At 60.3% G+C, this 24,151-nt stretch carries 18 protein-coding genes and 2 pseudogenes; 12 read left to right on the top strand and 8 right to left on the bottom strand.

Translation table 11 applies throughout. The annotated features are described in order from the left end of the window. The first annotated feature begins 1 nt into the window (after position 1). The 7 genes from FVF58_RS29115 to FVF58_RS29085 all read left to right on the top strand — a co-directional run bounded on the left by FVF58_RS29115 (position 2) and on the right by FVF58_RS29085 (position 9,616). Positions 2-1,333, top strand: coding sequence for an MFS transporter (locus FVF58_RS29115; RefSeq protein ID WP_149673240.1), 1,332 nt, complete (start codon positions 2-4; stop codon positions 1,331-1,333). Positions 1,334-2,312: 979 nt separating this feature from the next. After that, positions 2,313-3,890, top strand: a complete 1,578-nt coding sequence (locus FVF58_RS29110) for a gamma-glutamyltransferase family protein (RefSeq protein ID WP_425468980.1) — start codon at positions 2,313-2,315, stop codon at positions 3,888-3,890. 135 nt (positions 3,891-4,025) lie between these two features. Further along, on the top strand, positions 4,026-5,309 hold the full coding sequence (oxlT, locus tag FVF58_RS29105) for an oxalate/formate MFS antiporter (protein ID WP_149673238.1): 1,284 nt from the start codon (positions 4,026-4,028) through the stop codon (positions 5,307-5,309). A gap of 364 nt (positions 5,310-5,673) precedes the next feature. Further along, positions 5,674-6,975 carry an MFS transporter gene (locus FVF58_RS29100; RefSeq protein ID WP_149673237.1) on the top strand — a complete coding sequence of 434 codons (1,302 nt, stop codon included), beginning with the start codon at positions 5,674-5,676 and terminating at the stop codon, positions 6,973-6,975. A gap of 48 nt (positions 6,976-7,023) precedes the next feature. After that, on the top strand, positions 7,024-7,971 hold the full coding sequence (locus tag FVF58_RS29095) for a glutamate cyclase domain-containing protein (protein ID WP_188130959.1): 948 nt from the start codon (positions 7,024-7,026) through the stop codon (positions 7,969-7,971). Positions 7,972-8,163: 192 nt separating this feature from the next. Beyond that, positions 8,164-9,108: an alanine racemase gene (locus FVF58_RS29090; protein WP_246217225.1), complete on the top strand. Its 945-nt coding sequence runs from the start codon at positions 8,164-8,166 to the stop codon at positions 9,106-9,108. Positions 9,109-9,217: 109 nt separating this feature from the next. Continuing rightward, the gene (locus FVF58_RS29085) at positions 9,218-9,616 is read left to right on the top strand and encodes a RidA family protein (protein ID WP_149673234.1); all 399 of its coding nucleotides are present in this window, start codon (positions 9,218-9,220) and stop codon (positions 9,614-9,616) included. Positions 9,617-9,645: 29 nt separating this feature from the next. Here the strand turns inward: FVF58_RS29085 and FVF58_RS29080 are convergent, their stop codons facing one another. Next, complete coding sequence (locus FVF58_RS29080; protein WP_246217224.1) at positions 9,646-10,605, bottom strand: amidohydrolase family protein; 960 nt, start codon at positions 10,603-10,605, stop codon at positions 9,646-9,648. 170 nt (positions 10,606-10,775) lie between these two features. Here FVF58_RS29080 and FVF58_RS29075 point away from each other — a divergent pair, with 170 nt between their 5' ends. Next, positions 10,776-11,675 (top strand): LysR family transcriptional regulator, encoded by a 900-nt coding sequence (locus FVF58_RS29075; RefSeq protein WP_149673232.1) that lies wholly within the window; start codon positions 10,776-10,778, stop codon positions 11,673-11,675. 111 nt (positions 11,676-11,786) lie between these two features. Here the strand turns inward: FVF58_RS29075 and FVF58_RS29070 are convergent, their stop codons facing one another. Beyond that, positions 11,787-12,833, bottom strand: a complete 1,047-nt coding sequence (locus tag FVF58_RS29070) for a LacI family DNA-binding transcriptional regulator (RefSeq protein WP_149673231.1) — start codon at positions 12,831-12,833, stop codon at positions 11,787-11,789. A 776-nt stretch (positions 12,834-13,609) separates the two neighbouring features. Here FVF58_RS29070 and FVF58_RS29065 point away from each other — a divergent pair. Continuing rightward, positions 13,610-13,846, top strand: coding sequence for an MFS transporter (locus tag FVF58_RS29065; RefSeq protein WP_149673230.1), 237 nt, complete (start codon positions 13,610-13,612; stop codon positions 13,844-13,846). A gap of 138 nt (positions 13,847-13,984) precedes the next feature. Here FVF58_RS29065 and FVF58_RS29060 read toward each other — a convergent pair whose 3' ends face one another. Both FVF58_RS29060 and FVF58_RS29055 read right to left on the bottom strand, forming a co-directional pair. Continuing rightward, positions 13,985-14,293, bottom strand: coding sequence for a putative quinol monooxygenase (locus FVF58_RS29060; RefSeq protein WP_149673229.1), 309 nt, complete (start codon positions 14,291-14,293; stop codon positions 13,985-13,987). A gap of 280 nt (positions 14,294-14,573) precedes the next feature. Beyond that, positions 14,574-14,915: a hypothetical protein gene (locus tag FVF58_RS29055; RefSeq protein ID WP_149673228.1), complete on the bottom strand. Its 342-nt coding sequence runs from the start codon at positions 14,913-14,915 to the stop codon at positions 14,574-14,576. Between the two features lie 651 nt (positions 14,916-15,566). Between FVF58_RS29055 and FVF58_RS29050 the strand changes: the two genes are divergently transcribed. Together FVF58_RS29050 and FVF58_RS29045 are read left to right on the top strand one after the other, a co-directional pair. Continuing rightward, positions 15,567-15,839 carry a hypothetical protein gene (locus tag FVF58_RS29050; protein ID WP_149673227.1) on the top strand — a complete coding sequence of 91 codons (273 nt, stop codon included), beginning with the start codon at positions 15,567-15,569 and terminating at the stop codon, positions 15,837-15,839. A 203-nt stretch (positions 15,840-16,042) separates the two neighbouring features. Beyond that, complete coding sequence (locus FVF58_RS29045; RefSeq protein WP_149673226.1) at positions 16,043-16,282, top strand: hypothetical protein; 240 nt, start codon at positions 16,043-16,045, stop codon at positions 16,280-16,282. A 1,097-nt stretch (positions 16,283-17,379) separates the two neighbouring features. Here FVF58_RS29045 and FVF58_RS29040 read toward each other — a convergent pair. From FVF58_RS29040 to FVF58_RS29030, 4 genes and pseudogenes are all read right to left on the bottom strand, one after another. Beyond that, a complete protein-coding gene (locus tag FVF58_RS29040; protein WP_149673225.1) occupies positions 17,380-18,606 on the bottom strand; it encodes a porin in 1,227 nt (408 codons plus the stop codon). Positions 18,607-18,817: 211 nt separating this feature from the next. Next, positions 18,818-18,976 (bottom strand): annotated as a pseudogene (locus FVF58_RS53115) (IS256 family transposase); the annotation flags it as partial. Positions 18,977-20,048: 1,072 nt separating this feature from the next. After that, positions 20,049-20,849: a class D beta-lactamase gene (gene blaOXA, locus FVF58_RS29035; protein ID WP_149673342.1), complete on the bottom strand. Its 801-nt coding sequence runs from the start codon at positions 20,847-20,849 to the stop codon at positions 20,049-20,051. A gap of 2,558 nt (positions 20,850-23,407) precedes the next feature. Further along, entirely contained in the window at positions 23,408-23,695 is a 288-nt protein-coding gene (locus FVF58_RS29030; protein ID WP_149673224.1) for an Hpt domain-containing protein, read from the bottom strand. Positions 23,696-23,834: 139 nt separating this feature from the next. Between FVF58_RS29030 and FVF58_RS53110 the strand changes: the two are divergent. Further along, a pseudogene (locus FVF58_RS53110) lies at positions 23,835-23,948 on the top strand (LuxR C-terminal-related transcriptional regulator); the annotation flags it as partial. Between the last annotated feature and the right edge of the window lie 203 nt (positions 23,949-24,151).

Here is a 24,151-nt window from a genome sequence, read left to right as displayed (position 1 = left end):
CATGCCCCAGCCATCCGAACGCCCTGCCGTGCCCCATGCGCATGCGCCAGAAACGCGCACAGTCAAGAAGATTACATGGCGCATCGTGCCATTCATCGTCGCGCTCTATTTCGTGAGCTTCCTGAATCGCGTCAATGTCGGCTTCGCCGGCCTGACGATGAATCACGACATCGGACTCACGCCAGCGATGTTCGGCTTCGGCGCGGGAATCTTTTTCGTCGGCTACATCGTGTTCGGCATGCCGTCGAATCTCGCGCTTCAGCGCGTCGGCGCACGGCGGTGGATTGCGTTTCTCATGGTCGTGTGGGGAGCCCTCTCCGCTGGGACCGCGAGCGTCAGCGGTCCTTATAGCTTCTATGTGCTGCGGTTCTTGCTGGGGCTGGCGGAGGCCGGGTTCTTCCCCGGCATCATTCTGTACCTGAGCTACTGGTTTCCGGCCCGGCATCGAGCGCTCGTGACGGCGATCTTCATGACCGCCGCGCCGTTGTCCAACATGATCGGCTCGCCGATCTCCGGCGCCATCATGGGCATGGACGGCATTGCCCAAATTCATGGCTGGCAGTGGCTCTTCATTCTCGAAGCGCTGCCGACCATCGCGCTCGGCGTGATCGCGTTCTTCTTCCTGACCGACAAGCCTGAAGATGCACGCTGGCTCGATACCGACGAGCGCGAGTGGCTCACGCTCGAGATGGACCGGGAGCGCGCCGCCAGGGCGACGAACGCGGCATCCAGTGTGTGGGCGGCCACGAAGGATCCGCGAGTGCTCGCCCTCGCACTGGTTTATGCGGGCACCTCGACCGGTCTGTACGCGATCGGCATTTGGGCGCCGATGATCATTAGCCACTTCGGCTTCAGCTATTTCGAACTCGGGCTCGTCAACGCAATTCCCAATGTCGTCGCCGTCGTCGGCATGGTGCTCTGGGCAAAAAACTCCGACCGCACCGGCGAACGCAGATTGCATGTGTCGATCGCATGTCTGGCCGCCGGCGCAGGAATGCTGCTTGCCGGGTATGCATCGTCCGCGCTGCTCCTGATCATCGGACTGTCGGTCGCAAATTTCGGCATCAACGCTGCGAAGCCCCCGCTGTGGAGCATGCCTACGCAGTTCCTCTCGGGATCGGCTGCAGCAGCGGGCATCGCCTTGATCAATGCGATGGGCAGTCTGATCGGCGGTACGATCGGCCCAATGGTCATCGGCCGGCTCCGCGAAATCAGCGGCGACTACTCGCTCGGACTTTACTTCGTTAGCGGTACGCTGGTCGTGTCGGCGGTCATTTCCTGGATGTTCGGCCGTCGACAAAGGGAATCGACCGTCACACCCACAGTCTCCTGATTTCTCTCGTGCGAAAGCTGCATCCGATTCTTCAGCGAACAGGATCAGTGTGCAATAGCCATACAAAACGTGACCAGGATGAAAACGACGCATGCGAGGGTTCCCAACCCCGAACGCGTCGTACTCTCCTGACACACGCAGACGTAGCGGCCGTTCCGGCAATATCGTCGGGCAGAGGCGCCGCTACGCGCAAAGCACTCGCTGGCTTCTGGGGAAAGCGGCGTTTTCCGGCCTCCCCCTGACGCCACGGCATTTCAAGCGGCGGTCGAAGCGACACCTCCTTCCGCATCTCCATCGCCAACACGGCGACCAGATCGAACTCGCAACGCGCTGAATCCAACGCGCCATAAGCCGCAACATAGACGTTCTGATGCGATCGCATTGGCACGGGACTTCAATTCTGAAGGCGGCTCTCGCACCGATTCCCAATCATGAATGTCTTGCAGCGGCCTTTCGCCGCCGAACGTCGGCGTTTCGCACAGAGGCGGTGCGCCGCCGATTTGGTTGCGCCCGATGCACCTTCATTGCGCGTATCTGCACGTTTACAGAACACGGCAGTGTGCTCGTTTCCCTCCGGAAGTACTCGATTCGCCCTTGTATATAGGGGTTTCCGCACGGTGGCACGCTTTGTGCGAATCAAACCAATGTGGATATTTCAAATATTGCAGTTTGCACATAAATTTCGCCGACAAGCAACGAAACCCACAATTACGTGCCCCAATGACAGGCGCTTCACAAGCGTCAACCAGGTGCGAGTCAGCACGATGCCGCGCTGCTGACGCTCGCCGAGTGGGTGGAAGGTAGAACCGGCTGGAACATCGCGATTGCTTCTCGCTGATGCCAGCTTCGCTGTGTGTAGCAAGTATCACGTGATCATGCGAACCCGTCGCGGCTGGTCGGGGTAGCGATGATCGATCGATTGATTGTTTGAGGAAATATGTCAGCAGAATCTTTAAATCCTGTGCGGGGTATCCGCGGGATGGCAGTTACACCCCATGCGCTGGCGTCGCAAAGCGCGCTCGCGATCCTGCGTGACGGAGGCAATGCCGTCGAGGCGATGATTGCCGCCGCGGCGACCATCGCAGCGGTGTATCCGCATATGAACAGCATCGGCGGCGACGGCTTCTGGTTGATTTCGCGGCCGGGCGCAGAGCCCGTCGGCATCGAGGCGTGTGGAGCGGCGGCATCGGCGGCGACGATCGACGCCTACCGCGCACGCGGCCTGCAATCCATCCCGTTCCGCGGCCCGCTGGCGGCGAATACGGTGGCCGGAACAGTGTCGGGCTGGTCGCTGGCGCATCGCTGGTCGACTGACACACTCGGCGGCAAGCTCCCGGTCGCGCGCCTGCTCGAAGACGCAATCGCCTACGCAGGAACCGGTATTCCGGTCACGCGGAGTCAGTCCGAATGCATCGCGTTCAAGCGGCACGAACTCGAATCAGTCGCGGGGTTCGCCGAGACGTTTCTGACGAGCGACGACCCGCTGGGCATTCCGGCCGTCGGCGAGCGCTTTGTGCAGCCCCGCCTCGCCGCGACGCTCGAGCATCTCGCCCACGCGGGTCTCGACGACTTCTACCGGGGCGACCTCGCTCGCAGTATCGCGGCCGACCTGCGTGCCCTTGAAAGTCCACTGTCGCTAGCGGACCTTGAACAGCATCGCGCACAGCTTCGCAAGCCACTGGCACTCACGCATTCGCTCGGCACGGTCTACAACATGCCGCCGCCCACTCAAGGGCTTGTATCGCTGCAGATTCTCGGTGTGCTCGACCGTGTCTTGCGCGACGATATGGATCCGCTCGGGCCCGAGTACGTCCACGCGTGCGTGGAGGCGACCAAGCTCGCGTTCGCCATCCGCGACAAGCACATCACCGACCCGGACTACATGGAGATCGATCCACAAGCGCTGCTCGCGCCGCCCGTGCTCGACTCGATGGCCGAGCGGATTTCGATGTCTGCGGCAGCGCCGTGGGGTCGTGGTCTCGGACCGGCCGACACAGTGTGGCTCGGCGTGATCGACGCCGATGGCGTGGCCGTCAGCTTCATTCAGAGCATCTATCACGAGTTCGGCAGCGGCCTTGTGCTTCCCGATTCGGGCATCAACTGGCAAAACCGCGGCTGTAGCTTCTCGCTCGATCCCTCCGCGCGCAATCCACTTACGCCTGGGCGACGGCCATTTCACACGCTGAATCCGGCGCTCGCGCGTTTCGCCGATGGACGCACGATGGTGTATGGAAACATGGGCGGCGACGGCCAGCCGCAATCGCAAAGCGCCGTGTTTTCGCGGATCGCGCACTTCGGTTGGAATCCGCAAGCCGCTATCGATGCACCTCGCTGGCTGCTGGGTCGGACCTGGGGGCAAACCAATGAGTCGCTCAAGCTGGAGGCGCGGTTTCCCGTCGACACATTCAACACGCTGCGTCGTCTCGGCCATGACGTCGAGCAGATGCGGCCATACGACGAAGCAATGGGCCACGCCGGCGCAATCGTCCGGCACGGCAACGGATGTCTGGAAGCAGGCTACGACCCGCGTAGCGACGGGGCCGCGGCCGGCTGGTAGGCGCGACGGCTAAACCGCGGGCGGCCGCTGCGCCCGCACCCTTTTGAATCGACGACCCGCGAGCGTTAGCGCCGACGGCAAGGACGGCGCACGTCCGTCCGTCTGCCGATACCGCAGTCCAAACGGAGAAGCACCTTGAACACCCGCACGCAATCACTGGCAGGCACCGCCTCGCCCAGCGCGCAAACAACCGCGCATACCCGCTGGATCCAGCTCGGACTCGGTCTTGTCTGCATGATGACGATTTCGAGTCCGCAATATGTGTGGACTCTGATGACCAAGCCGCTCATGGCTAAGCTCGGCATCGCGCTGCCGGAACTGCAAGTGACATTCTCGCTGCTGGTGCTGCTGCAGGCATTCTTTTCACCGTTCCAGGGTGCGCTGATTGATCGTTTCGGGCCGCGCATGCTGATCTCGATCGGTACGGTGCTGGCAGGCGTGAGCTGGGTGTTGGCTTCGTATGCGCACAGTACGTCGATGCTGTACCTCACGTATGGCGTGATCGGGGGTCTCGGTACCGGCATCGTCTACGTCGGTGTAGTCGGGTTCGTGGTTCGCTGGTTTCCCGATCGGCGCGGCTTCGCCGCTGGTGTAGCGGCAGCAGGCTACGGCATGGGCGCCATTGTCACCACCTTTCCGATCTCTGCATCGCTGGCAACGCGCGGCGTCGAATCCACGCTGTGGCTGTACGGCATCATCTTCGCCTTGATCGGCCTGCTCGCGTCGCAGGGCCTGCGGGTACCGCCCGCGGCGGACAGTATCGGCTCGGCAGCATCCCGGACAGCGGTCATGACGCGTGACTACCGCCCGTCCGAGATGCTCAAGACGCCGCTCTTCTGGCTGATGTTCGTGATGATGACGATGATGTCCACGTCAGGCCTCATGGTCACGTCGCAGATGGCAAGCTTCGCCGCTGACTTCGGCGTCAGCAAGGTACTGGTCTTCGGGCTCGCCGCGTTGCCCCTGGCACTGACGATCGACCGCTTCACGAACGGTTTGACCCGTCCGCTATTCGGCTGGATATCGGATCGCGCGGGGCGCGAAAACACGATGTGCTTCGCTTTCGCGCTGGAAGGTGTGGCAATGGCGCTCTGGCTAATGACGCGCGATAACGCGGTTCTGTTCGTGCTGCTGTCCGGCGTGGTGTTCTTCGGCTGGGGTGAGATTTTTTCGCTGTTCCCTTCGACCCTGACCGACACGTTTGGTACCCGTTATGCCACTGCGAACTATGGCTGGCTTTACATCTCGTTCGGGATTGGCTCGATCTTCGGCGGCCCGTTGGCCGCGCTGCTGCACCAGCACACCGGCAGCTGGGTGCCGGTGTTCGGATGCGCGATCGTGCTCGATCTGAGCACCGCCGTGCTCGCGATGTTCATGTTGAAGCCGGCGCGGGCGCGTTTTGTCGGAGCGAAGGGATAACACGTCTATTCGCGGGACATCCCTTCTGCAAGCAGGGCAAGTCACAACAGCCGAAACAGCACGACCGCTCGTTATTGCATCGGTCACGACGTCAATGCCAATGGTCGCTATCGAGGCGACCATTGCGTCTATCGCGATGCCGCGTGAAAAAACCTGCACGAGCTGTAGCACACATGATCACCGATTTCTATCGACTGCGCGGGTCACTTTCGATTATCTCCACTCAGGTCCGCGCCCCTATACTCAATTTCAACCAGCACGAAACGGGCGCCTGCAGCGTTGCAGGTGGCCGGTTCATACATCACCGATGCGCAACGCGCCGGGCGTGTATCTGACATTCAAACAACGCATCAGGAGAACAGGCATGAGCGGAGCACCTTCAGCGGTCGTGGCGTACGCCCAGCCGAAAACATCGGTTCGCTGGAAGATTTTCTTCATCATGTTGCTGCTGGTGACGGTCAACTACATCGATCGTGCATCGCTGTCCGTCGCGATGCCGATGATCGCAAGCGAGTTCACGCTGACGCCGGTCATGCAGGGCCTCATCATGAGCTCGTTCTTCTGGTCATACACGCTGATGCAGATTCCAGGCGGCATGGCGGTCGACCGCTTCAAGCCGCGGCTGGTCCTCGCGCTGTGCACTTTGCTCTGGGGTGCCTTCCAGGGTCTCGGAGCGTTGACGACCAACGCGATGTCCTTGCTCGCGACCAGGCTCGGACTCGGTGTGGCAGAAGCGCCCGTGGCCTCGGCGGGAGGCGCGCTCAATGCGATGTGGCTCACACAGCATGAGCGGGTGCGTGGCGCATCGCTGATGGACGGTGGCTCGCCGCTCGGCGCAGCGCTTGGATCGATACTGATCACCTGGCTGATCGTGGTCGCGCACTCATGGCGCACAGCATTCGCGATCGCCGGCGTCGGCACGGTCCTGTGCGGCATAGGCGCCTGGTACTACATCAAGAATCAACCCCGCGATCACGCCGGGGTCAATGAAGCCGAAGCGGAACACATCGAACGGGCCCGGCGCAAGGAAGATGAAAAGGAAGCCGAAAACCTGTCGGGCAACTCGCTCGATTTCCTCAGGTATCGCTCAGTGTTGCTGATGCTCGTCGGCTTCATGTGTTGCACGACGCTTTACTACGGTCTATTGACCTGGATGCCCACCTATTTGCAGAAAGTTCAGGGCTTCAACATTCAGCAGATGGGCGGCGCCAGCTTCGTGATCTTCTTCTGCGGCTTCATCGGTGAACTCTCCGGGGCCTACGTCGCCGACAAGTGGCTCGCCAGCGGCGCCGCGCCGAACCGCGTCATGCGCACGTTCTTCGGTATCGCCGGCGTGGTTGCCACGATTGCGGTGTTTTCCGTGGCGCATGCGACGAGCCCCACCATGGTCGTGATCCTGCTGTCCATCACGCTCTTTTTTCTGCGGTGGGGCGGTCTGTACTGGTCGATCCCCGCGATGCTCGCCTCACGCAACAAGGTGGGCACGCTTGGCGGGCTGCTCAACTTCGGCGGGAATATCGGCGGCATGGTGATCCCGATTGCGATCGGCGCGATCGTTCAATATACCGGCTCCTATTTCCTCGCGTTGATGTGTTTTGCCGCAATGGGCGTCGGCCTGCTGCTCTGTTCAATCGGAATCGATTATGAAACGAAGATTCCGGTCTGAGCGATCGCCGCGCCTCACATGAGCAACGTTGCTACTGAGATTGGAAAAATGGGAATAGCAAAAGTCGAAGACATCATTGGTCAAACCGTCCGGCGCGACATTGGCCGCATGAAGCGGTTCGTCGAAGGTCAGTTGGAAGCGGCCGCGCGTTCGATCATGAGCACGCCGAACGCCCACGTCGGTATCGTAACTGGCTTTTTCATCCGCAATGCCGTCCCGCCCTCGCCGGAGACGGACGGACTGGGCGGCATGGCCCATCTGGCCGCCGCACTGTCGAACCTCGGCATACCGGTGACGGTGATCTCGGACGCGCCATGCTGCAAGGCGGTCTGGGCAGTCACCACGGAATTGCCGAAAGATGTGGCGTTCGAGATCACCTCGGTGAGCGCGGCATCGGTCAAGTCGCTAAGAGCCCGGCTAAGCGAGGCTGAACGTCCGATCACGCATATGATCGCGATCGAGCGGGTGTCGCCCGCGAGCGACGGCAAGCCGCACCGCGAGTACGGCGCCGACATGTCCGACGATACCGCTCCGCTGCATCTTCTGTTCGAGGATCCCGAGTGGTCGCGTCCGTGGGTCACGATCGGCATCGGCGACGGCGGCAATGAAATCGGCATGGGCGTGCTGCCCGAGCAAATCGTCCACGACGACATTCCCAACGGCCCGTTGATCAGCGCGGCCATTCCCGCGGACTACCTGATCGTTTCCAGCGTCTCGAACTGGGGCGGCTGGGGATTGGTCTCCGCGATGGCGATGGTCGCGCCGCGAGACGCGGCGGCGCGGCTGCTCACCGATTTCACGCCAGAGCGCGACCGGGCGTATCTCACTGCGGCCGTCGACATCGGGCAGGCGGTTGACGATAGCCGCATCGACCGCCCCGCGACGCCGAAGATGAGCGTCGACCGGCTCTCGTGGGAACAGCATGCACAAGTGCTGAGTCAACTCAGGGCGCACGTCGACGGCTACCTCGCGGCGCCGTCGCACGCGCGAGCGTGAGCGTGACGCCCTACTTATTTCCTGAACGTACCAACCATGTCCGACCCTTCGAGTACCACTCTCAGACGTGCGCCGTCGTGGGCTGCCAGCTTGCCAGAAGAATTGCAGACACCGTGTTTCATCGTATCCGAGCGCGGCATTGTCGATAACTTGCATGCGACCGCCCGTGCGTGTGGCGGGGTGGCACGGCTCATGCCGCATGTGAAGACGCATCGCGCCAAGTGGGTCGTCGAGAGACTGATTCGCGAAGGCGTAACTGCATTCAAGGCCGCTACCGTGGCCGAAGTGGCGATGGTGCTCGAAGCCGGCGCGAAACACGTCGTCTGGGCGTATCCGACCGTGAACCGCGCTCATATCCGTACCTTGCTCGCGCTGGCGCACGCTCATCCGGCCGCACGGGTCGAGGCGCTCGTCGACTCGGCGGCAGGCGTAGCCGCGTGGCGTCTCGCGACGAATGGGGCGCCGTCGACCAATCTCGCGCTGTTGATCGACCTGGATGCCGGCATGGGCAGAACCGGCGCGCCGATGGCCGCGGCGACGCTGCAATTGGCGCGTGAACTGGCCACGCTCGGCTGCTTTGGAGGATGGCATGTCTATGACGGCCATATCCATGATCTCGAGAGTGCCACACGCCACGCGCGGGTGGCGGCCATCGTGGAGAAAGTGTCGGCGCTGATGCACGCAGCCGACGCAGAGGGACTGTCGACAAGGCTCATCGCCGGGGGCAGCTATACGTTTGATCTGTGGCCGCACACACTCGCCGACTTCGTCTCCGCGGGCAGTTGGACCTATTCGAGCGCTCAACACGACCTGGAATTGCCCGAGCTCGGCTGGACGCCAAGCGCCTATGTACTGGCAACGGTGATTTCACGTACCGGCACAACCGCCACGCTCGATGCGGGCTCGAAGGCCATCTCGCCGGACAAGCCGCTGGCCGAGCGCTTTCGCTGGGACGGCAAGATCGTCATGATGAGCGAAGAGCACGTCGTAGTCGAAAACACCGATCTGGCAGTCGGCGACCGGGTCATGTTAATGCCGCGTCACGCTTGCACGACCGCCTATCTTTACCCCAGCGCGATGGTGCTTGCCACCGAAGGGTCGTGGGAAGTGCGTGAGCAACTCGGGAGCCGTCGATAGCCCGCGAGGCCCTCAGCGGGCAAGCGTCGATTGAAGCGATAAAACGCGACGCGGCCACGCACGTCATGCGGCAAGTCGAACAACTCCACATCAAGGCGAAGAGAAAAGCATGAACGACAGTGGCACGCGCCGCGCATTGCATGGCGTCAATCCAACCGACTTCAAACCCGGCGGGCACTATTCTTCCGCGATGATCGCGGGCGACTTCGTCTTCCTGTCCGGTCAGACGCCGCGCGACGCCGACCGGAATGTGATCGGTGACTCGATCGAAGAGCAGACCCGTGCAACGCTCGCCAATGTCGAGCGGGTACTGGCCGCCGCGGGCGCGGGACCGGAGGACGTCGTCAAGGTCACAGTCTATCTGACCGACTTGACGCTCTTTAGCCGCTTCAACGCGCTCTATGCCAGCTGGTTTGCTGGGCACAAGCCGGCGCGAACGACCGTGGAAGCCGGTCTGCAGGGTGTGCTCGTGGAGATCGACATGGTGGCCTACATCGGCAAGCGCTGAAGCAGCCGGCGCCGCACGCCGCACGCACGCTAAAAGCCGTAAAGCTTTGCAGGATTTTCGACGAGGATTCGATGCCGCGTCGATTCATCGGGTATCCACAGCGTCAGATCATCCAGCAAGCGGGCAGCGTCCGGCTTGTTGTCGGCCGCTTGCGTCGGATGAGGCCAGTCCGATCCCCACAGCATCCTGTCCTCGGCAAGTTGGGTCAACCTGAGCGCGACCATGCCGGCGTCGGCGTAGACCGGCGCTCCACTTCGCGACGCAAGATAGGGACCACTCAATTTGACCCAGGTACGGCCGCCGGCTAGCAGCGCCTCGACCATCCCGAATGCAGCATGCTCCGCGCCGCCCGGTTGCGGGATCTGCCCCATATGATCGATCACCAGCGGCGACGACAGACTCGCAAGCAGCTGCCGATGCGCGAGTAGCTGCGCAGCGGTGGCATTGATCTGAATGTGCCAGCCGAGCGGTTCGATCCGCTCCGCGAGCGGCGCCATCATCGATACCGTGACGCCGACCAGGTATTCGAGGTTAAAGCGCAACCCGCGTATGCCCATCTCGTGAAGACCGGCCAGCTCACCGTCCGTCACGGTGTCGGGCACGGTCGCGATACCGCGCGCGGTCTTTCCGAACTGCGACAGGGCATCCAGCAGGCAACGGTTGTCGGTTCCATACGTCGACGGTTGAACGACGACATGTCGCTCGATGCCCAGCCTGCGCTGCAACGCGCGATACTCGGCGACCGTCGCGTCGGGCGGCTGCAATTGCGCTGACGGATCGACGGGATAGCGCGCATCGTAGATATGGTGATGACTGTCGGTCGCCTTCGGCGGAACGGGAAAGCGCGGTGGGTCGGTGCGGCCGACGCGTGCCGGCTCCTCTGGAAAGCCGGATTCGCCGGGGGTCGCGAGGCCAGTCGCCCAGCTACCGCGGCGAGGGTCTTCGCCGCCTTGGGGTAGATCACGGTGGCCTTGCTTCTTTTGCTCCAAGCGCATCTCCTTTAGCCGGTGGGTCGATCGGCGCTACGGACTGTCCTGCTGCAAAGTGACCAGCCACGCACTACGCTCCGTCGCAACGAAAAGAATGGCCCAGTATACGAACGCAATTTGTCCGCGAGATAATCAAAGTTAGCGACGCCATCTGATAGAACCCCTCGATCATGCGCATTTCTCTTCAGCAAATTGAAACCTTTTATTGGGTGGCGCGATTAGGCGGATTTCATGCGGCGGCGCGTCATCAGCACCTCACGCAGCCGACCATTTCTGCACGCATCCAGGAGTTCGAAGAGCATCTCGGCGTGCAGCTCTTCACGCGCAGCCGGACGCACTCCGAACTCACGCGCGCAGGCCGCGACGCGCTCGCCAATGCGGAACAGGTGCTAAAGCTAGCCGAAAAGCTCGAACAGATTGCGAAGCGGACCGACCCCATGTACGGGCTGCTACGTCTCGGCGCGATCGAGTCCATTGCCCACGCGGGGCTTGCAGATCTCCTGACCCAACTCAAGACGCGATATCCGCACATGAAGATCGAACTCACGATCGATGTGGGCGTCGCACTCGGACGCAAGCTGGGTGCGCACGAACTGGACATAGCGATCCTGAACGATTCCACCAATGCGCCCCATGTGGTCGAGACCGCCATCGGCTACACCGATCTGCACTGGGTTGCGTCGCCGCAACTCGTGCCCAACTGCAATGTCGCACCTCACGAGCTCGCGTCGGTACCGATCATCACCGTCTCGCAACCGTCATCGAACCATTCGCTTGTGATGAACTGGTTCCGCAGCGCCGGTTGCAATCCGGACAATGTCAGCTCATGCAATTCCCTGTCCATGATGTCGCGGCTGGTCGCGGCGGGACATGCGGCGGCCGTGTTGTCGCCCGCGATAATGCGCACGGAGATCGATGCCGGGCTGATTCACGTGCTGAACACTGGACGGCCGATCACCCAGCAAGGGTTCTTTGTCGCCTATCAGGAAGAGTGTCTGAGCGGCGCGGATACCATCGTGGAGCTGGCAAAAGAGGTGCTCACACGCAGTCGCGTGCTGATTCCGGGGTAGCCGGCGCGAGGGCGCAAACTATTGCGCGCCCTGAAGCGACGCTGGAATCGCAGCCAGGGAACCCCGAGTCGCTTCGAACTCACGCCTCGTCATCGACGCCACGTGTGCGGCCTAGGGGTTGCGAGGACGCGCCGTCGTGCCGCGCACGATCAGATCGGTCGGCACGATGTATTGCGAACTCACGGGCCGTCCCTCGATCCGCGCGAGCAGATACTCGGCGCTGCGCGCGCCGATTTCATCGGCGGCGAGCCGCATGGTCGTCAGCGGCGGCGACGTGAAGCTGGAAAATTCGATGTCGTTGATGCCCGCAATCGACAGGTCGCCCGGCACGTCGATACCCGACTCGCGCGCCTCGGCCAGCGCACCGATTGCAAGCAGATCGGTGCCGCAAATGACGGCTGTCGGACGCTCCGGGCCGCTCATCAGCGCCTTCATCGCCATCTGGCCTTCAATGATCTTGTGTGGCATCTCGATCAGATGCTCGTGGCGCAACTGCAGCCCGCGCGCCTGAAGCGCCGCGCGCACGCCGATGATGCGATCAGCCGCGCGATCGCTATGCTGCGTCATTTGCGTAATCATGCCGAAGCGCGTATGTCCGAGATCGAGCAGATAGTCGGCCAGGCGCCGGCCGACCGCCACGTTGTCGAAGCCGACATACGGATAGTGGTGATCGACGGTCCAGCCATTGACGAGCGGAATCTGTTCCTTTTCGATCAGTTCGTAGAGCGCGGGCGAGTGGCTGCGGCCCACGAGCATCAGCCCGGCGATGCCGTCTGCGATAAGGGCGCGGACCTGCTTCAGCTCGTCTTCCTGGTCGTAGTACGAACATCCGAGCAGCAATGTATAGCCGGCTTCCCCGATGCGCTTTTGCAGCGCGAACACGCCGATCGCGAAGTTCTGATTTTCCAGCGATGGGATCACCGCGCCGATCGTTTTCGAGCGCTGCGATGCTAGCGCGCGCGCCGCGGCGTGCGGTGTGTAGCCGAGTTCCTGCGCGATGTCGCGCACACGGTTCTGCAGTTCTGCCGCTACCTTTGCGTTACCGTTCAACACGCGCGAAACGGTCGCAGTCGATACCCCTGCCGCACGCGCGACATCCATCACCGAAATCGCATTCGATTTGCGACGCGGCGCTCTCTTCTTTGTCTCGTTGGTCAACTTGCATCCTGCCCGATGTCGAGGCGCACCATCGCGCCTGCCCTGCCCGGCATACTATAACGCGGCACCTTGAGAAATGGCCACCGCCGGGCGCGGGACTTCGCCTGGTTGGTCCGTTCGGGATTCGCGCCGAACTTCATTCTCCGGCACATAGCCGAACTGCCGCACCGTTTGCTCCAGCGGTTATGCGCATTGACCGACGCACCGTGCACGATCACGGAGTTGTAGTCGGGTTAATCGATGCAGCGCTTCGCCAGTTGCACCATGTCGCGAGGGTTGAGCCATACGAAGAGGTGGCGCGGCGGCATTTGAGATCATCTGGTCGGGTCGATGAACTCCCACCGCGTGATTCAAGCTCGCGAACACCGCGGGTTTGACGCCGGCATGCCGCGAGGCTCCGAAGCGGTTTGTAGCAAGATTCGATGTTCATGTTGCGGAGACCGGAGTCAGAGGTACGCGCCAGCCAGCGTTTCACTCAAGCACGCAATTTAAGTAATCGCTTTCTATCTCGTTTGAATTTCGGACGGTGCTCGATCAGACCACGAAGACTTTCAATGCATTTTACGGCCAAAAGCGGAGAAATTCCAGAGAAAGCGCTTACTCGTTTGGCAGCGACTTCGCGGCCGGCGATACCCGCGACCGTCACAAAGCACCTTATCGCCTGCGAATACGCCCAGCAGGTCACGTGTGCCGAGTACGCCCCACCCCCGAGCGGCCGGTATTCCCACAAAAACAGGCGATGAGACATCAGATGGTTAGGTCTGCTTCAAGTGCTGATGATTACGTTCATCATCGGCTTCATGGATCGCACCAACGTCGGCTGCGCGATACCGAGCGTGGGCAGCGAGCTGGTGTTGACCTCTGTGGCACCAGGCTTTGCCTCCGGCGTGCTGCTTCCCCGCAACGACATCGCGCAGCATATCCGCGGCGGGCTCGCCGACCGCGGATACGGCAAAGTGCTGATCACCGTGACAACGGCGCCGTGGGGCATCGCCGGACTTGCGCAGGTGTGAACGCGAGCACGTGGCATCCGGCGCGCCGTTGCGGCCGATATGGCACAGACACCTTCACCGCGTCATGGATCGTTCAGCCGCACAACTGCTTGAGAGATTGCCTGCTCATCAAATGCAGGGCTGCACGAGCCCTGGCCTTCAGCAAGCCTCAAGCACGTTGATGACGCGGCTCACGAGCAACGGACGAGTATTGCGTCCATATTCGGCCATATGCGCGGAGGCCCCATGCGCCCTCAACGCTTCCGCGCTTTCCCAGCGTTCGATTACAGCAAAAGTGTCATTGCCGAGCGGTTTCTGAATCGCCCCGAAGTCCGGTACGTCGACGACGGCCTCGTAGCTGATGCATCCCTCTTCCGCCAGCACCGCCGGACGGTTCTTGTTGAAGAGTGCCAGCACAGCTTCGCGCTGACCGGGTTGTGCTGTGATCGTCGCAATGACATGAATCATCCGGGTTTTCTCCTTTCGTGTTTCGGCGCCGATCGCCGCACGAAATCATAGCCGCATCTGGACGCGCTTGCTGATAGGGCGTCGCTGTACGTTCCGGCCGCGCTCCCGACACTGCTTGTGGGATTGCTCATCGGACGGCGACAGGCCTGGCCTGGCGTCACTCCATCAGAACACCCTTTGATTCGCATCTGCCGCGCAACACGCCACATGCGCCGTGGAAGTGAGTGACGTGGCTGTCTGACGCGGAACCATCTGGAAACGGGCATTCGTTACGATCACCTTACCGCGACTGCCCGCTGCCGTTGCCGTTGCCGAACGTAGTTCTTCTGAAATCCTCTTGGCCGTGCCGTGCCGTGCCGTGCCGTGCCGTGCCGTGCCGTGCCGTGCCGTGCAGTTGCAAAACCGCGCCAGCGTCGCTTAGGGTGCCTCGCTCGACGGCGGCTTGGCCAGCGTTGCCGCACGTGCGGGTGTCATCGCCGCTCCCCAAATCGTCGCCGGCACCCGGACAGAATGAAATGGCCAGCCCGATCCAGCAGGCGTCGCAGGATGAGCGGACAGTTCCAACGTTGAGGAGGGTGTCACGAACGAGGCCGCGCTTATTGGAACTGATCTGGGCAAGCACGTTCTCCACGCACACGCACAGGATGCGAAGGGCTGCGTGGTGTTTCGCAGGAAGCTGTCGCGTCAATACTCCTGAACTTCTTCAGCAACTTCAGGTGCGTTGCCGTGGCGCGGCGACAAGCATTTCCGCTGCCTGCTTGTCCAGTGCGCGTGCGGTGATGCAGTGGGCCGAACAGCGAACTGACAGGCGGAGTGAATGGATCCGGTCCGAGGGTGCGACAACTTGTATCACGGTAATCGTCCCTCGTGGGAGCGCTGGGCCTGCTCGTCATTTCACCATTCCTCCAATTTGAATCCCCTTCTTTTGCGCGCTTGATTTGCGCGCGCAGCGTCACACCAGGCTGGCCGCGGATTGCTCCGGGACTCGGCGGTATGCAGTGCATCAATCGCTGCATATTCAAATACTTGTTGCCTTCCGAATGGGCCAGACACGCGCGTCGTTGCGATGCGCGACGCAAGCTCGCCGCATGCAAATCCAGCCCAGTATGCAGAGACAGCAAGAGAACCTCTAACGACAAATATCAGGGTTAACACTTAAAATCGCAATTCAGCCTTGTGCGCGAGGTACTTAATTAAGGGCGGCCTCTTACCTAGACTTGCAATCAACCGCTCGGACAACAGTTCGCAGCGAAACCAAGACTGGAGGTTCCTCATGAAATCGCTCATTCAAGCCATTGCAGTTGCCGCAGTACTCGCCGTCCCGGCTGTTTCGTTTGCTCAATCGAACGCGCCCGTTACCAGCGCCGCCTTGCAGAACGGCACTGCATCCAGCTACGGGGGTGTCGCCGATGGCACATCGGCGTCGGGTTCACGTCATCCGCTTCGCTCGCTGGATCATTCAATCCACTCGATGGAACATACCATCCGTTCATCGATTCGCCCGGACCCCAATGACGGCATGAAACCGATTTACTTTGGTTCTTGATAACAGCCTTGTTCAATTGCGGTTCTGCTTTGTGCGGACTGCTCTCGCTTTCAGCGAGGTGCTCACCTTTGCGCAGGAGTCAGCTGCGCGTAATCGAAATCGGCACTTCAATGCAGAGGGTTGGGCTCCCATGTTAGGCTTCCCGCGGTCCTCGCCGTACAGGCTGTCGAGGGACTGTATTTCGTTCTGTGTCTGGAGGGTTTGTGGCTTTTGAACATCGTGGTTTTCGCGTGACCGCCGATGCTGCGGCGGATGAGCTTGGCGTCCAGTGGGTATGCCACGCCGTGATTGCACGTACCGACGGGGATAAGGGCAAAGGCACGCCCCCGGCAATCGAGATGGTCATTCCAAGGGCCAAAATCGATCCACTGATGGCCCTCAGTGCGCTTGAGCATCGGGCTCGAACCGAGATAGATGATTGGTATGAAAGAGGGCAAGCGTAGATGGACTTCTTTGCTCAGATGAAGCCTCACCGCTTCTGAGCGAGGGCTGCGAACGCCACCACCTTCATCCACGGGTTAGTGCCTCGTCGAAACCAGCGCGAGGTATTGAGGCTGCTCCAAAGAGTCCGGCGCAATCAATGTAGCTGACGCCCCGCTTCGAAGGATCGTTGCCGGCATATCCGGAGAGCCGACAGACGCGCATACCGCGGTCGCCACGCAGTCTGCGCGCCTACATTCGCTAAGTTCTTCCCGGTGGCGAAATGTGGTTGGACGCGGTCCCACAACGAACTTCCGCAGTCGACCGGCCGTGTGAAAGCGCGGCCGACGGCGCACCGGGGCAGTCATATGCTGCCGGGATGCTATCGCGATCGACGATTCGGCGCATCAGTCGCCGAACGCGAATCTAGCCAGCGCCCGCTGGGAACGGCGGCGACCGGCCTCTGCAATTACACCCCAGCCAGCCTCATTTGCCTCAATCGCTTACCGACTAGCCCTATCACACGCTTGAGGTTGCAGTTCGCGCCGATCAGGATAACCGCGAGCGGCGTGCCGTTGGCGTCGGTGACGACATGATGAACTGGTCCGCGTCATCGACGTATTCGTCGATGAACTTCGCTGGACGTCGCACCTGCATTTCTATTTGCGATGCAGTTGGTACCTTGATGCGCCACAGAACACAGCGTGCTCCATGTATCAATATCGTGCGCAGGTACTCATGTGTATTTGGACATGTCGTGGCCTCGCCCTCGCGAGTGCAAAGGCGCGCGCCAGAAAGTCAGTGTTGTGTTCGTCAGGGCACGAATAGCACGTCGGCGCCAAAAAAACCCGCCACAATGGGCGGGCTAACTGTTCTCGGAGAACGCCTCTTGATGACAGCACTACCAGCGCCGTTGTCAGGCCTTTCGTGACCGAATAACGCACTTGATGTAGCTTGCCACCCCTTCAATACGCGACTCTCCCCATGGAAGCGAATGCTCCGCTCCTCCGAGTTGAGCCACAAGGTTGCAAATATCAATCATCGTCGGTTGAAGAACGGTCCCTCTTGCCACGAGCGGATCGCGACGAGATCTACCGTCACTCAACCGTTCTATCAGGCCTTAGAAGCGGGTGCGGATGCCTGCACCCACCACCACCTGGTTCTTAGTTGCCGCAATGCCGCCGATATAGGAGCTCGCGCCTTCAAATGCAGCCAGGTTCGAACCCGCCTGTGCCGACAGGCCGCCGCTCAGGTGTGACCAGTTGGCAACCGCGTACAAGTCCGTGCGCTTTGACAGGTTGTAATCCGACAACAGGCTGACCTGGTTCCACTTCGGCGATGCCGAGTTCTGAGTGTTGCTGAACTTGCCATCGGTGAAGGTGTAAGCCGCGCCCAGGGTCCATGCCGGCGTAAGGTTGTAATGCGCGTTCACTTCGTAGTTCGTGAAATGAACATATGCGGAGTTCGCAAGCGACAAAGCCGCGGTGCCAGTGGTGAAACCGGTTGCATTGTCCAGCTTGCTGTCCGTAATCACAAAACCAACTTTCGCCGGGCCGAACGTGTAGTTCAAGCCGCCGCCGAAGATACGCTGACGTCCTGCGGTGAGAGCCGCATCAGCGCTGGTGCTGGCGGCGCTGCTATCAACTGCGCCACCCGTGTTGGTGACTACGCCCAGTCCCGCGGCGTTATTGGTCAAGCTGTTGTTTATTTGCGTGTAACCCAACGTCGCCAGAATCGGGCCGTTGTTGTACATGGCGCCGAAACTGTATGCACGGTTGTTGCCGAAGCCGCCGGCCTGGTTCGAGAAGCCAAACAAGCCGCCGAAGGTCAGGCCCGAGTAATTCGCGCTCTGGTATTTCACCGCGTTGTTGACGCGGAACGTACCCAGCATATTGTCGTTGTCCAGAGCGTGCGCGAAGACATTGCCGCCTGCGCCGTTGAAGTTTTCCATCGACACGCGGCCAACCCAGTCGTACATGAATTCGTTCTGACGACCCACGGTCAGGGTGCCGAGCTGGTTGCTCGACAGGCCGACATAGGCGTTGCGGCCGAATTCACGGCCACCCTGGCCAAGCTTGCCGTTGCCCAGGGTGAAGCCGTTTTCCAGGACGAACAGTGCCTTCAGGCCGCCACCCAGATCTTCGCTGCCTCTCAGGCCCCAACGGTTGCTTTGCATCATGGCGTTGCTCAAGGCGACATTGCTGTGGCCTGAGTTGCCGACGCGGGTGTTGTTGGTGTAGCTGATGCCGGCATCCAGCAGGCCGTACAGGGTCACGCTGCTTTGCGCGTGTGCTGCGGTCGTGCCGAGTGCTGCGAGCATCGTGGAAAACAATACTTTGTACTTCATCAAAACTCTCCGTGACTGAATGTTCCTCGCCAACGGGGCAGCGTCCGCGAGAGATCGAAGTCTAGCCGTGCAAACAGCAGCAGTTTTCGCAAATCTGCATTTCGTCTGTTTCATGCATATATGTCAAAAACGTAAAGTTCAGGTCATGGTGCCGACAACTGAAAGAGCGGTATAGGGACGACTTGATGAGCAGAGACTTCACGCGGCGACTCTGCTGGGCCGGTTGGTCGTCCTTCACCGGTTCGCCGTTTCTGAAGGGCATGCCTTTCAGTAACGACTTGATCTTGTCGGGGCCGTTGATACGGCGCCAGGCTATCTCTGCTTCTTCAATTGGCCTGAATACCAGACCGAGGGAGGTCGGTCGCGACACGGAGTAAGCACACCACGCTCAAAATCCAGGCGGCGAAGTCGGGGCGCAGCGTATCGGATGTGACGCGCGAGTTTGTCAATCAATTGATCGATTGAACATTTGAGCAAGAGAAGCGGCCCCGCCGATGGGGCCGCGCTGCACTAGCTTTGCCTGGCCTCGCCGGCGATCAATGTCAATTTCTCGGTGGTGGCCAACGTATCGGCCACTCCAAACAGCGCACGTTAGGCAATCGTCCGCGCCACACGACCGCACGGTATGAGTGAACGAACCTCAAGAAAAGTCGCTATCCATGAACGCGAAAAAGCGTAAAGGCCGTGCAGGTCTGAGCGGAGTCATCGGGAGCCGACAGCGGAGGTGTCCACACCAAACTGCTCCGCCGCAGGGCATTGCCTCGATAGCGAGCCAGATCCTTGTATGGAAGCGCACATGGGCTGCGCGCTCAGGCTGCGATGCTTACCTGACTCAGTTTCTCCGTGGGACTTGCGCTCTCATTGCTTTTCACTCGAATCGCTCTGTCCAGCGCGCCGGCCATGGACGACGTCCGAGTCGCTATCAGCCGTTTCAGCCCTTGTGCAAACTGGAAATATACGTTCCTGGCTGGACGATTTATCCAGTGGTCGGTGACGACTACAGTTTGTCGCTACGACGCAGTTCCGATTGTTCAGGACAAGAAAATGAAATAGATGAAGATCGCCCTCGTTGCCATGTCGCTGTGCGGTGCTGTTGCTGATGCACGAGGAGCCGCCGCACCGACCACAGACGGGGTAGCTAAAGATGCTGCACAACCCCAAGTGTCCCGCGCCGCAGGCCTCGCCGCACGAGGTTCTGCTGCGCCGGCCGACGTGAGCAAGGATGAAAGTGCGTTGGTCCGCTCACCTTCTGCGACATTTTTTCAGGCGGCTAAGCGCACGCCGAACATTCGCAGTTTCCGGCCATCAACGCGGCGTGCAGCGCGTCGTTGTCGGCACGTTAGGGTTGTGCAGGCGCTATGATCGAGGCCGCGGTTTCCTCACCCGGCCCACCCGATCGACAGCCGTCACGCGATCGGCACGGGCAAGTCGTCGGGCAGGGGCTAGCGACCCACCAGTGACGGCAGTTCGTTTAAAAACGCATCTCGTGCCCGCACTCCAGCCGTCCCAGATTCTTTCCGGTCGTCCTGAATGAGGCGCGCGAACACGAGAGTATCGCCCCCCCTCGTTGCCCAACCGACGAACCAACCGTGGGGATGGTCTTCGTCAAACGTTCCATCGGGTTTGCGCGGATAAGCCATGCCGGTTTTGCCGTGAACCGTCCAGCCATCGGGGAGCGTGTTCGATTCAACGATCCGCTTCGTCATGGCGAACGCAGTCGGGGACACCGGCAACTGACCGTTAATGAACTTTTGTAGGAAGGTGATTTGCTCCAAAGGAGAAATCTTCAATGACGACTCGATCCAGGAACGATCGAGACCATTGTGCTTGCCAGGGTCGCCTGATACATCGGCGTTCCCATAGTTAAACTCTTTCGCATATTGCGCGAAGCGCTCCGGCCCCAGGGCGTGCGTGACTTGTTGCGAAAACCAGACCACCGAATATTTGAGCCACCGCGTCGGATCTGTCGGCTGTCTCCAGGCGTCGCCACCCCAATCATAGTAACCTTTGCGGTACGGTAGGGTCGGCGTGTGCTCGTCTTTCAGAAAGCCGGCGTCATAGCCCATCAGACTGATTGCGATCTTGAACGTCGAAGCCGGAGTTACCCGTTCGGTACAATTCCCTCGTTGCATCAGGATCTTTCCCGTGTTCGCATCGGCGATCGCCGTACAGACAGTCGTGGCATGGGCTGCCGAAACGGCCAGCACCGAAGTTAGAGATAGTAGTGCGCGTCGAAAATACATCGATTCTCCTGGATTGGCAAAACGGGATATCACTTGCTTGCTTTCGCGTGTCGAATAAGGCATTTCGACGGCAATTCTTCTTTCAGGTTCCATTCGAATAGCTTTCCACATGGAGACAAGGTCCTATTCCGAAATAGTCCGTAGGCTGTCAGGCACGCGGAAGTGCCCGCAGCGGCCTGGATTGTCCTGCCCGGAGCTTCTGGCTTTGCCGCCACACATAATCGCCCGCCAGGTCGCGGTACTCCCAGCCGACGGGCGAAAGCTATGGGAGCAGTGCCGCGTCGACTGATACGTTGCCGGCGCACATTGCGTGAACGGGCCACCCAAGAGATGAAGAAACCCGCTGCGCCGACCTCCCGATTCAAAGGCTATCGTGATTTCGTGGCGCAGGACCTCAAGTTCAGGTCATGCAATAAATGTTGTACTAGACGGCTGACGCGGTAGTGCCCGGAAGGATGAGGTGGTTGCCCGTGTTCAGAGCGGGCATGGCCTGATGGCCGACTCACACGAAGCGGACTGGAGCCATATGCTGCGAGCGCTGACTGAGCGCCAGCGAGGAATATCAGAATCAGCGGGAACGGGACGCGCGTATTCTGACGGACAAGTAACGTGCCGTCATCGTGGCGCTGGCGTCCAACTTCCGTTGGCTATGGCGTGATCCCGCCACGCCTGACCGCGACCGCAAACGCACGAGCAGAGATCCCGCTGTTCACCAAGCCCCGGTACGAATCGACGCGGGACAAGTCCAGCTCCCCGACCGGCTTGCCGGCGATCAGCGCGAAGCGCCGCGCCAAAAAGACCGGCGGGCACCAACGATCCGCCGCCTGGCAATAGAGTCATCTGGCGCGGCATGCATCGCCTTAACGACGTCGAAATCGAGTATTGGCTGGAGCGTGAAAACTGTGTGGAAATCGTAAACAATCCGAAAAGACTGCAAGTCATGCCGGCAAACTCTTGCCATATAACAGTCTCTGCGATTCAGCCTTTCGCGCAATCGCCCAGAGTATCGACGTCCGTCATGCGAACTTTTCATACCAGTCAAATTTATCAAGAGGTATTGAACACCCACACTTGATTTCAACACTTCTCTTTTCACGGTTTGCGCGAGCTTAATTCAGAGAAAATCTGTCAGGATTAGCTGGCACCGGTGCCCCGAGCACAGGCGCAGCGGCTCCCGTAAGTCTCCCTGATGCCCCTGTATTTCTGCAAACTTGAACAAAATATGGATGGAATGCGAAGTGATGCTGCTCTCGGTGGCAGTTGCAGATGCGGTCATGCTCTTCTGTTGATGAGATTCGTCGCGGAAAAGAGTATCGGACTCAAGTAGGGAATCTGATGAACGAAGCAGCTAAGCGTCTTTATGCTTTATCAGACAACGATGCCAAGTGATGCCATAGGAGATGGAAATGTCGAATGACGAACGGTGCGCAACAATTCGAGCGCTACTTGCGTTCGCCGATCTGCGTAAGAGTGAAGAACGCGAGTTCATTTCAACCATGAACCTCCTGCTTCGTGCTTCGCCAAGAAAAAGGCGGGAAATGATTGATCAGTTTAGGGAGAAGACTTCAAGTGTCCCGGGAGCTTACCGCGTGAATTCAAGGTAGTTATCGGCTCAACGATTCAATTTTAGATGGCTTTTCGCACCTGGCAGCGGGTTTGTAGAGCACCGTCACGATTGCCGAGCTGTGCGCTGCAAATATGCGCTTGCCGGGTCCGGGGAGAGGAACCGGATGCCGCGCTGAGTTGGCATACAGTACTCTCGACGAGCAAGGCTCCGTCAAGGGACGACGCACAGCCCCCTTGTACCGCGTACAGATCGCGCTTCCCAGATTAAGGTTTCCCCAAGCGCGACGCCCGATGTTTTCCTGAGGCAGGGACGGAGTTTTGGCCGTGCTGTAACTGAATTCATCAAAAAAGGATGGTCTATATGCGAAAGGGGGTGTCCTTGCTCCGCTAACGTGCCGCAATAGCTGCCATGCATGCGACTGCGATGATCCCCGCGGAGCACGCGATCGTCAGCTTCAAAATCCTCAACGATAGAGCCTCGTTTGCAGCGAGCGCTGTCGCAGACATGCTGCGCGGCCTCGTCAATGACCGCGCACTCGGTCTGCCTGCGAGAAGTGATCTCGACGCCAGGGGCATCATCTGTGGTCCGCCAGCAAGGTGCTGACCAGGAAGACGTTCCTCATCGACATTGCCGTCAACGATCAGCAACTGCTTTGCTGCGTCCCACAAGACCGAGAAGTCAGCGATGGCCTCCCGTCACCTGTTCGACAGACAGCGCAGGTCGCTCGCAGTAGTTCGTCATGCCGGGATTGACCTCGAGCATTATCCAAAGGTGACTTTGCGATATCGAGGCACACATGAAGGCACGTCGCAGTTTCGGCACGCAGCCGTGTGGCGTCTGCTTGGAAAGACGCTGAAGGGGTGCGGGAACAAACTCTTTCATGACAGCACGCCGGGACGACAAAAGCTGCAGGTTCAAGTCAGTCTTGATTGACGCAAAGAGAGGGGCGCGGCCGTCCACCGAAACTGGGCGTTCCTGCGAACCCGTCACTTCACGCGTGCGTCAATCCCCTTTCCGGCATCTCTTGAAGATGCGACGCGACATCGACGCCGGCAAGCCCGACGAGACCCTCGCTTCTGATCCTTGCCTCCAGGGCGGCGCATCGCACCGCGAGCGCACATTGTCTGAACACGCCCAGGGTGCCCCGCAGCGAGTGCAGTTCGGCGAGCACGCGCAGCGCGTCGTTGTTCCGCTGCGCGGCGGCGATCGTCGCGAGCGAAGCATCGAACGACGCGAGAAACACCTGCCGCACGTCGTCGGGCAATGCGTCGCCGCCCAAGGGATCGTTGCCGGCATCTTCTGTCTGCGGGGTATCGGCGGTTCACGCTGTGTACGTCGGCGCCACATGCTTTCGCTCGACGTCACGCGCTCGGGAAGACGCGCTTCCCGAGGCGCCCCTTAGCGCGGACACACGGGCCCGTACGCTGAGCCCGCGCGAGATGGAAGTCATCCGACTTCTTGTGTCCGGTATGTCCATCAATGAAATCGCCGAGCGACTACATCGTACGAAACAGACGATCAGCGCCCAGAAGACCCATGAAGGAGCGGTCCCTTCATCGAAGACGCGAGCACACGGATCGATGCCGCAACGAAAGATCGGGGCTTATGCGCAAATGCCGTTCAGTTAAGGTCTTTCTTCAGGAATCGAACGGTGTAGCGGAAAGGTCTGGATTTAACGGCTCGAGCGCAATTGCGCCCGGGCCGTTTTTCATTTGGAAGTTGCTTGAGCCGCTCG

Origin of the sequence: Paraburkholderia panacisoli, assembly GCF_008369935.1 — a bacterium.
Taxonomy (GTDB): Bacteria; Pseudomonadota; Gammaproteobacteria; order Burkholderiales; family Burkholderiaceae; genus Paraburkholderia; species Paraburkholderia panacisoli.
The sequence above is the reverse complement of the archived record's forward strand: the minus strand, read 5'-3'. Positions and strand labels throughout refer to the sequence as shown.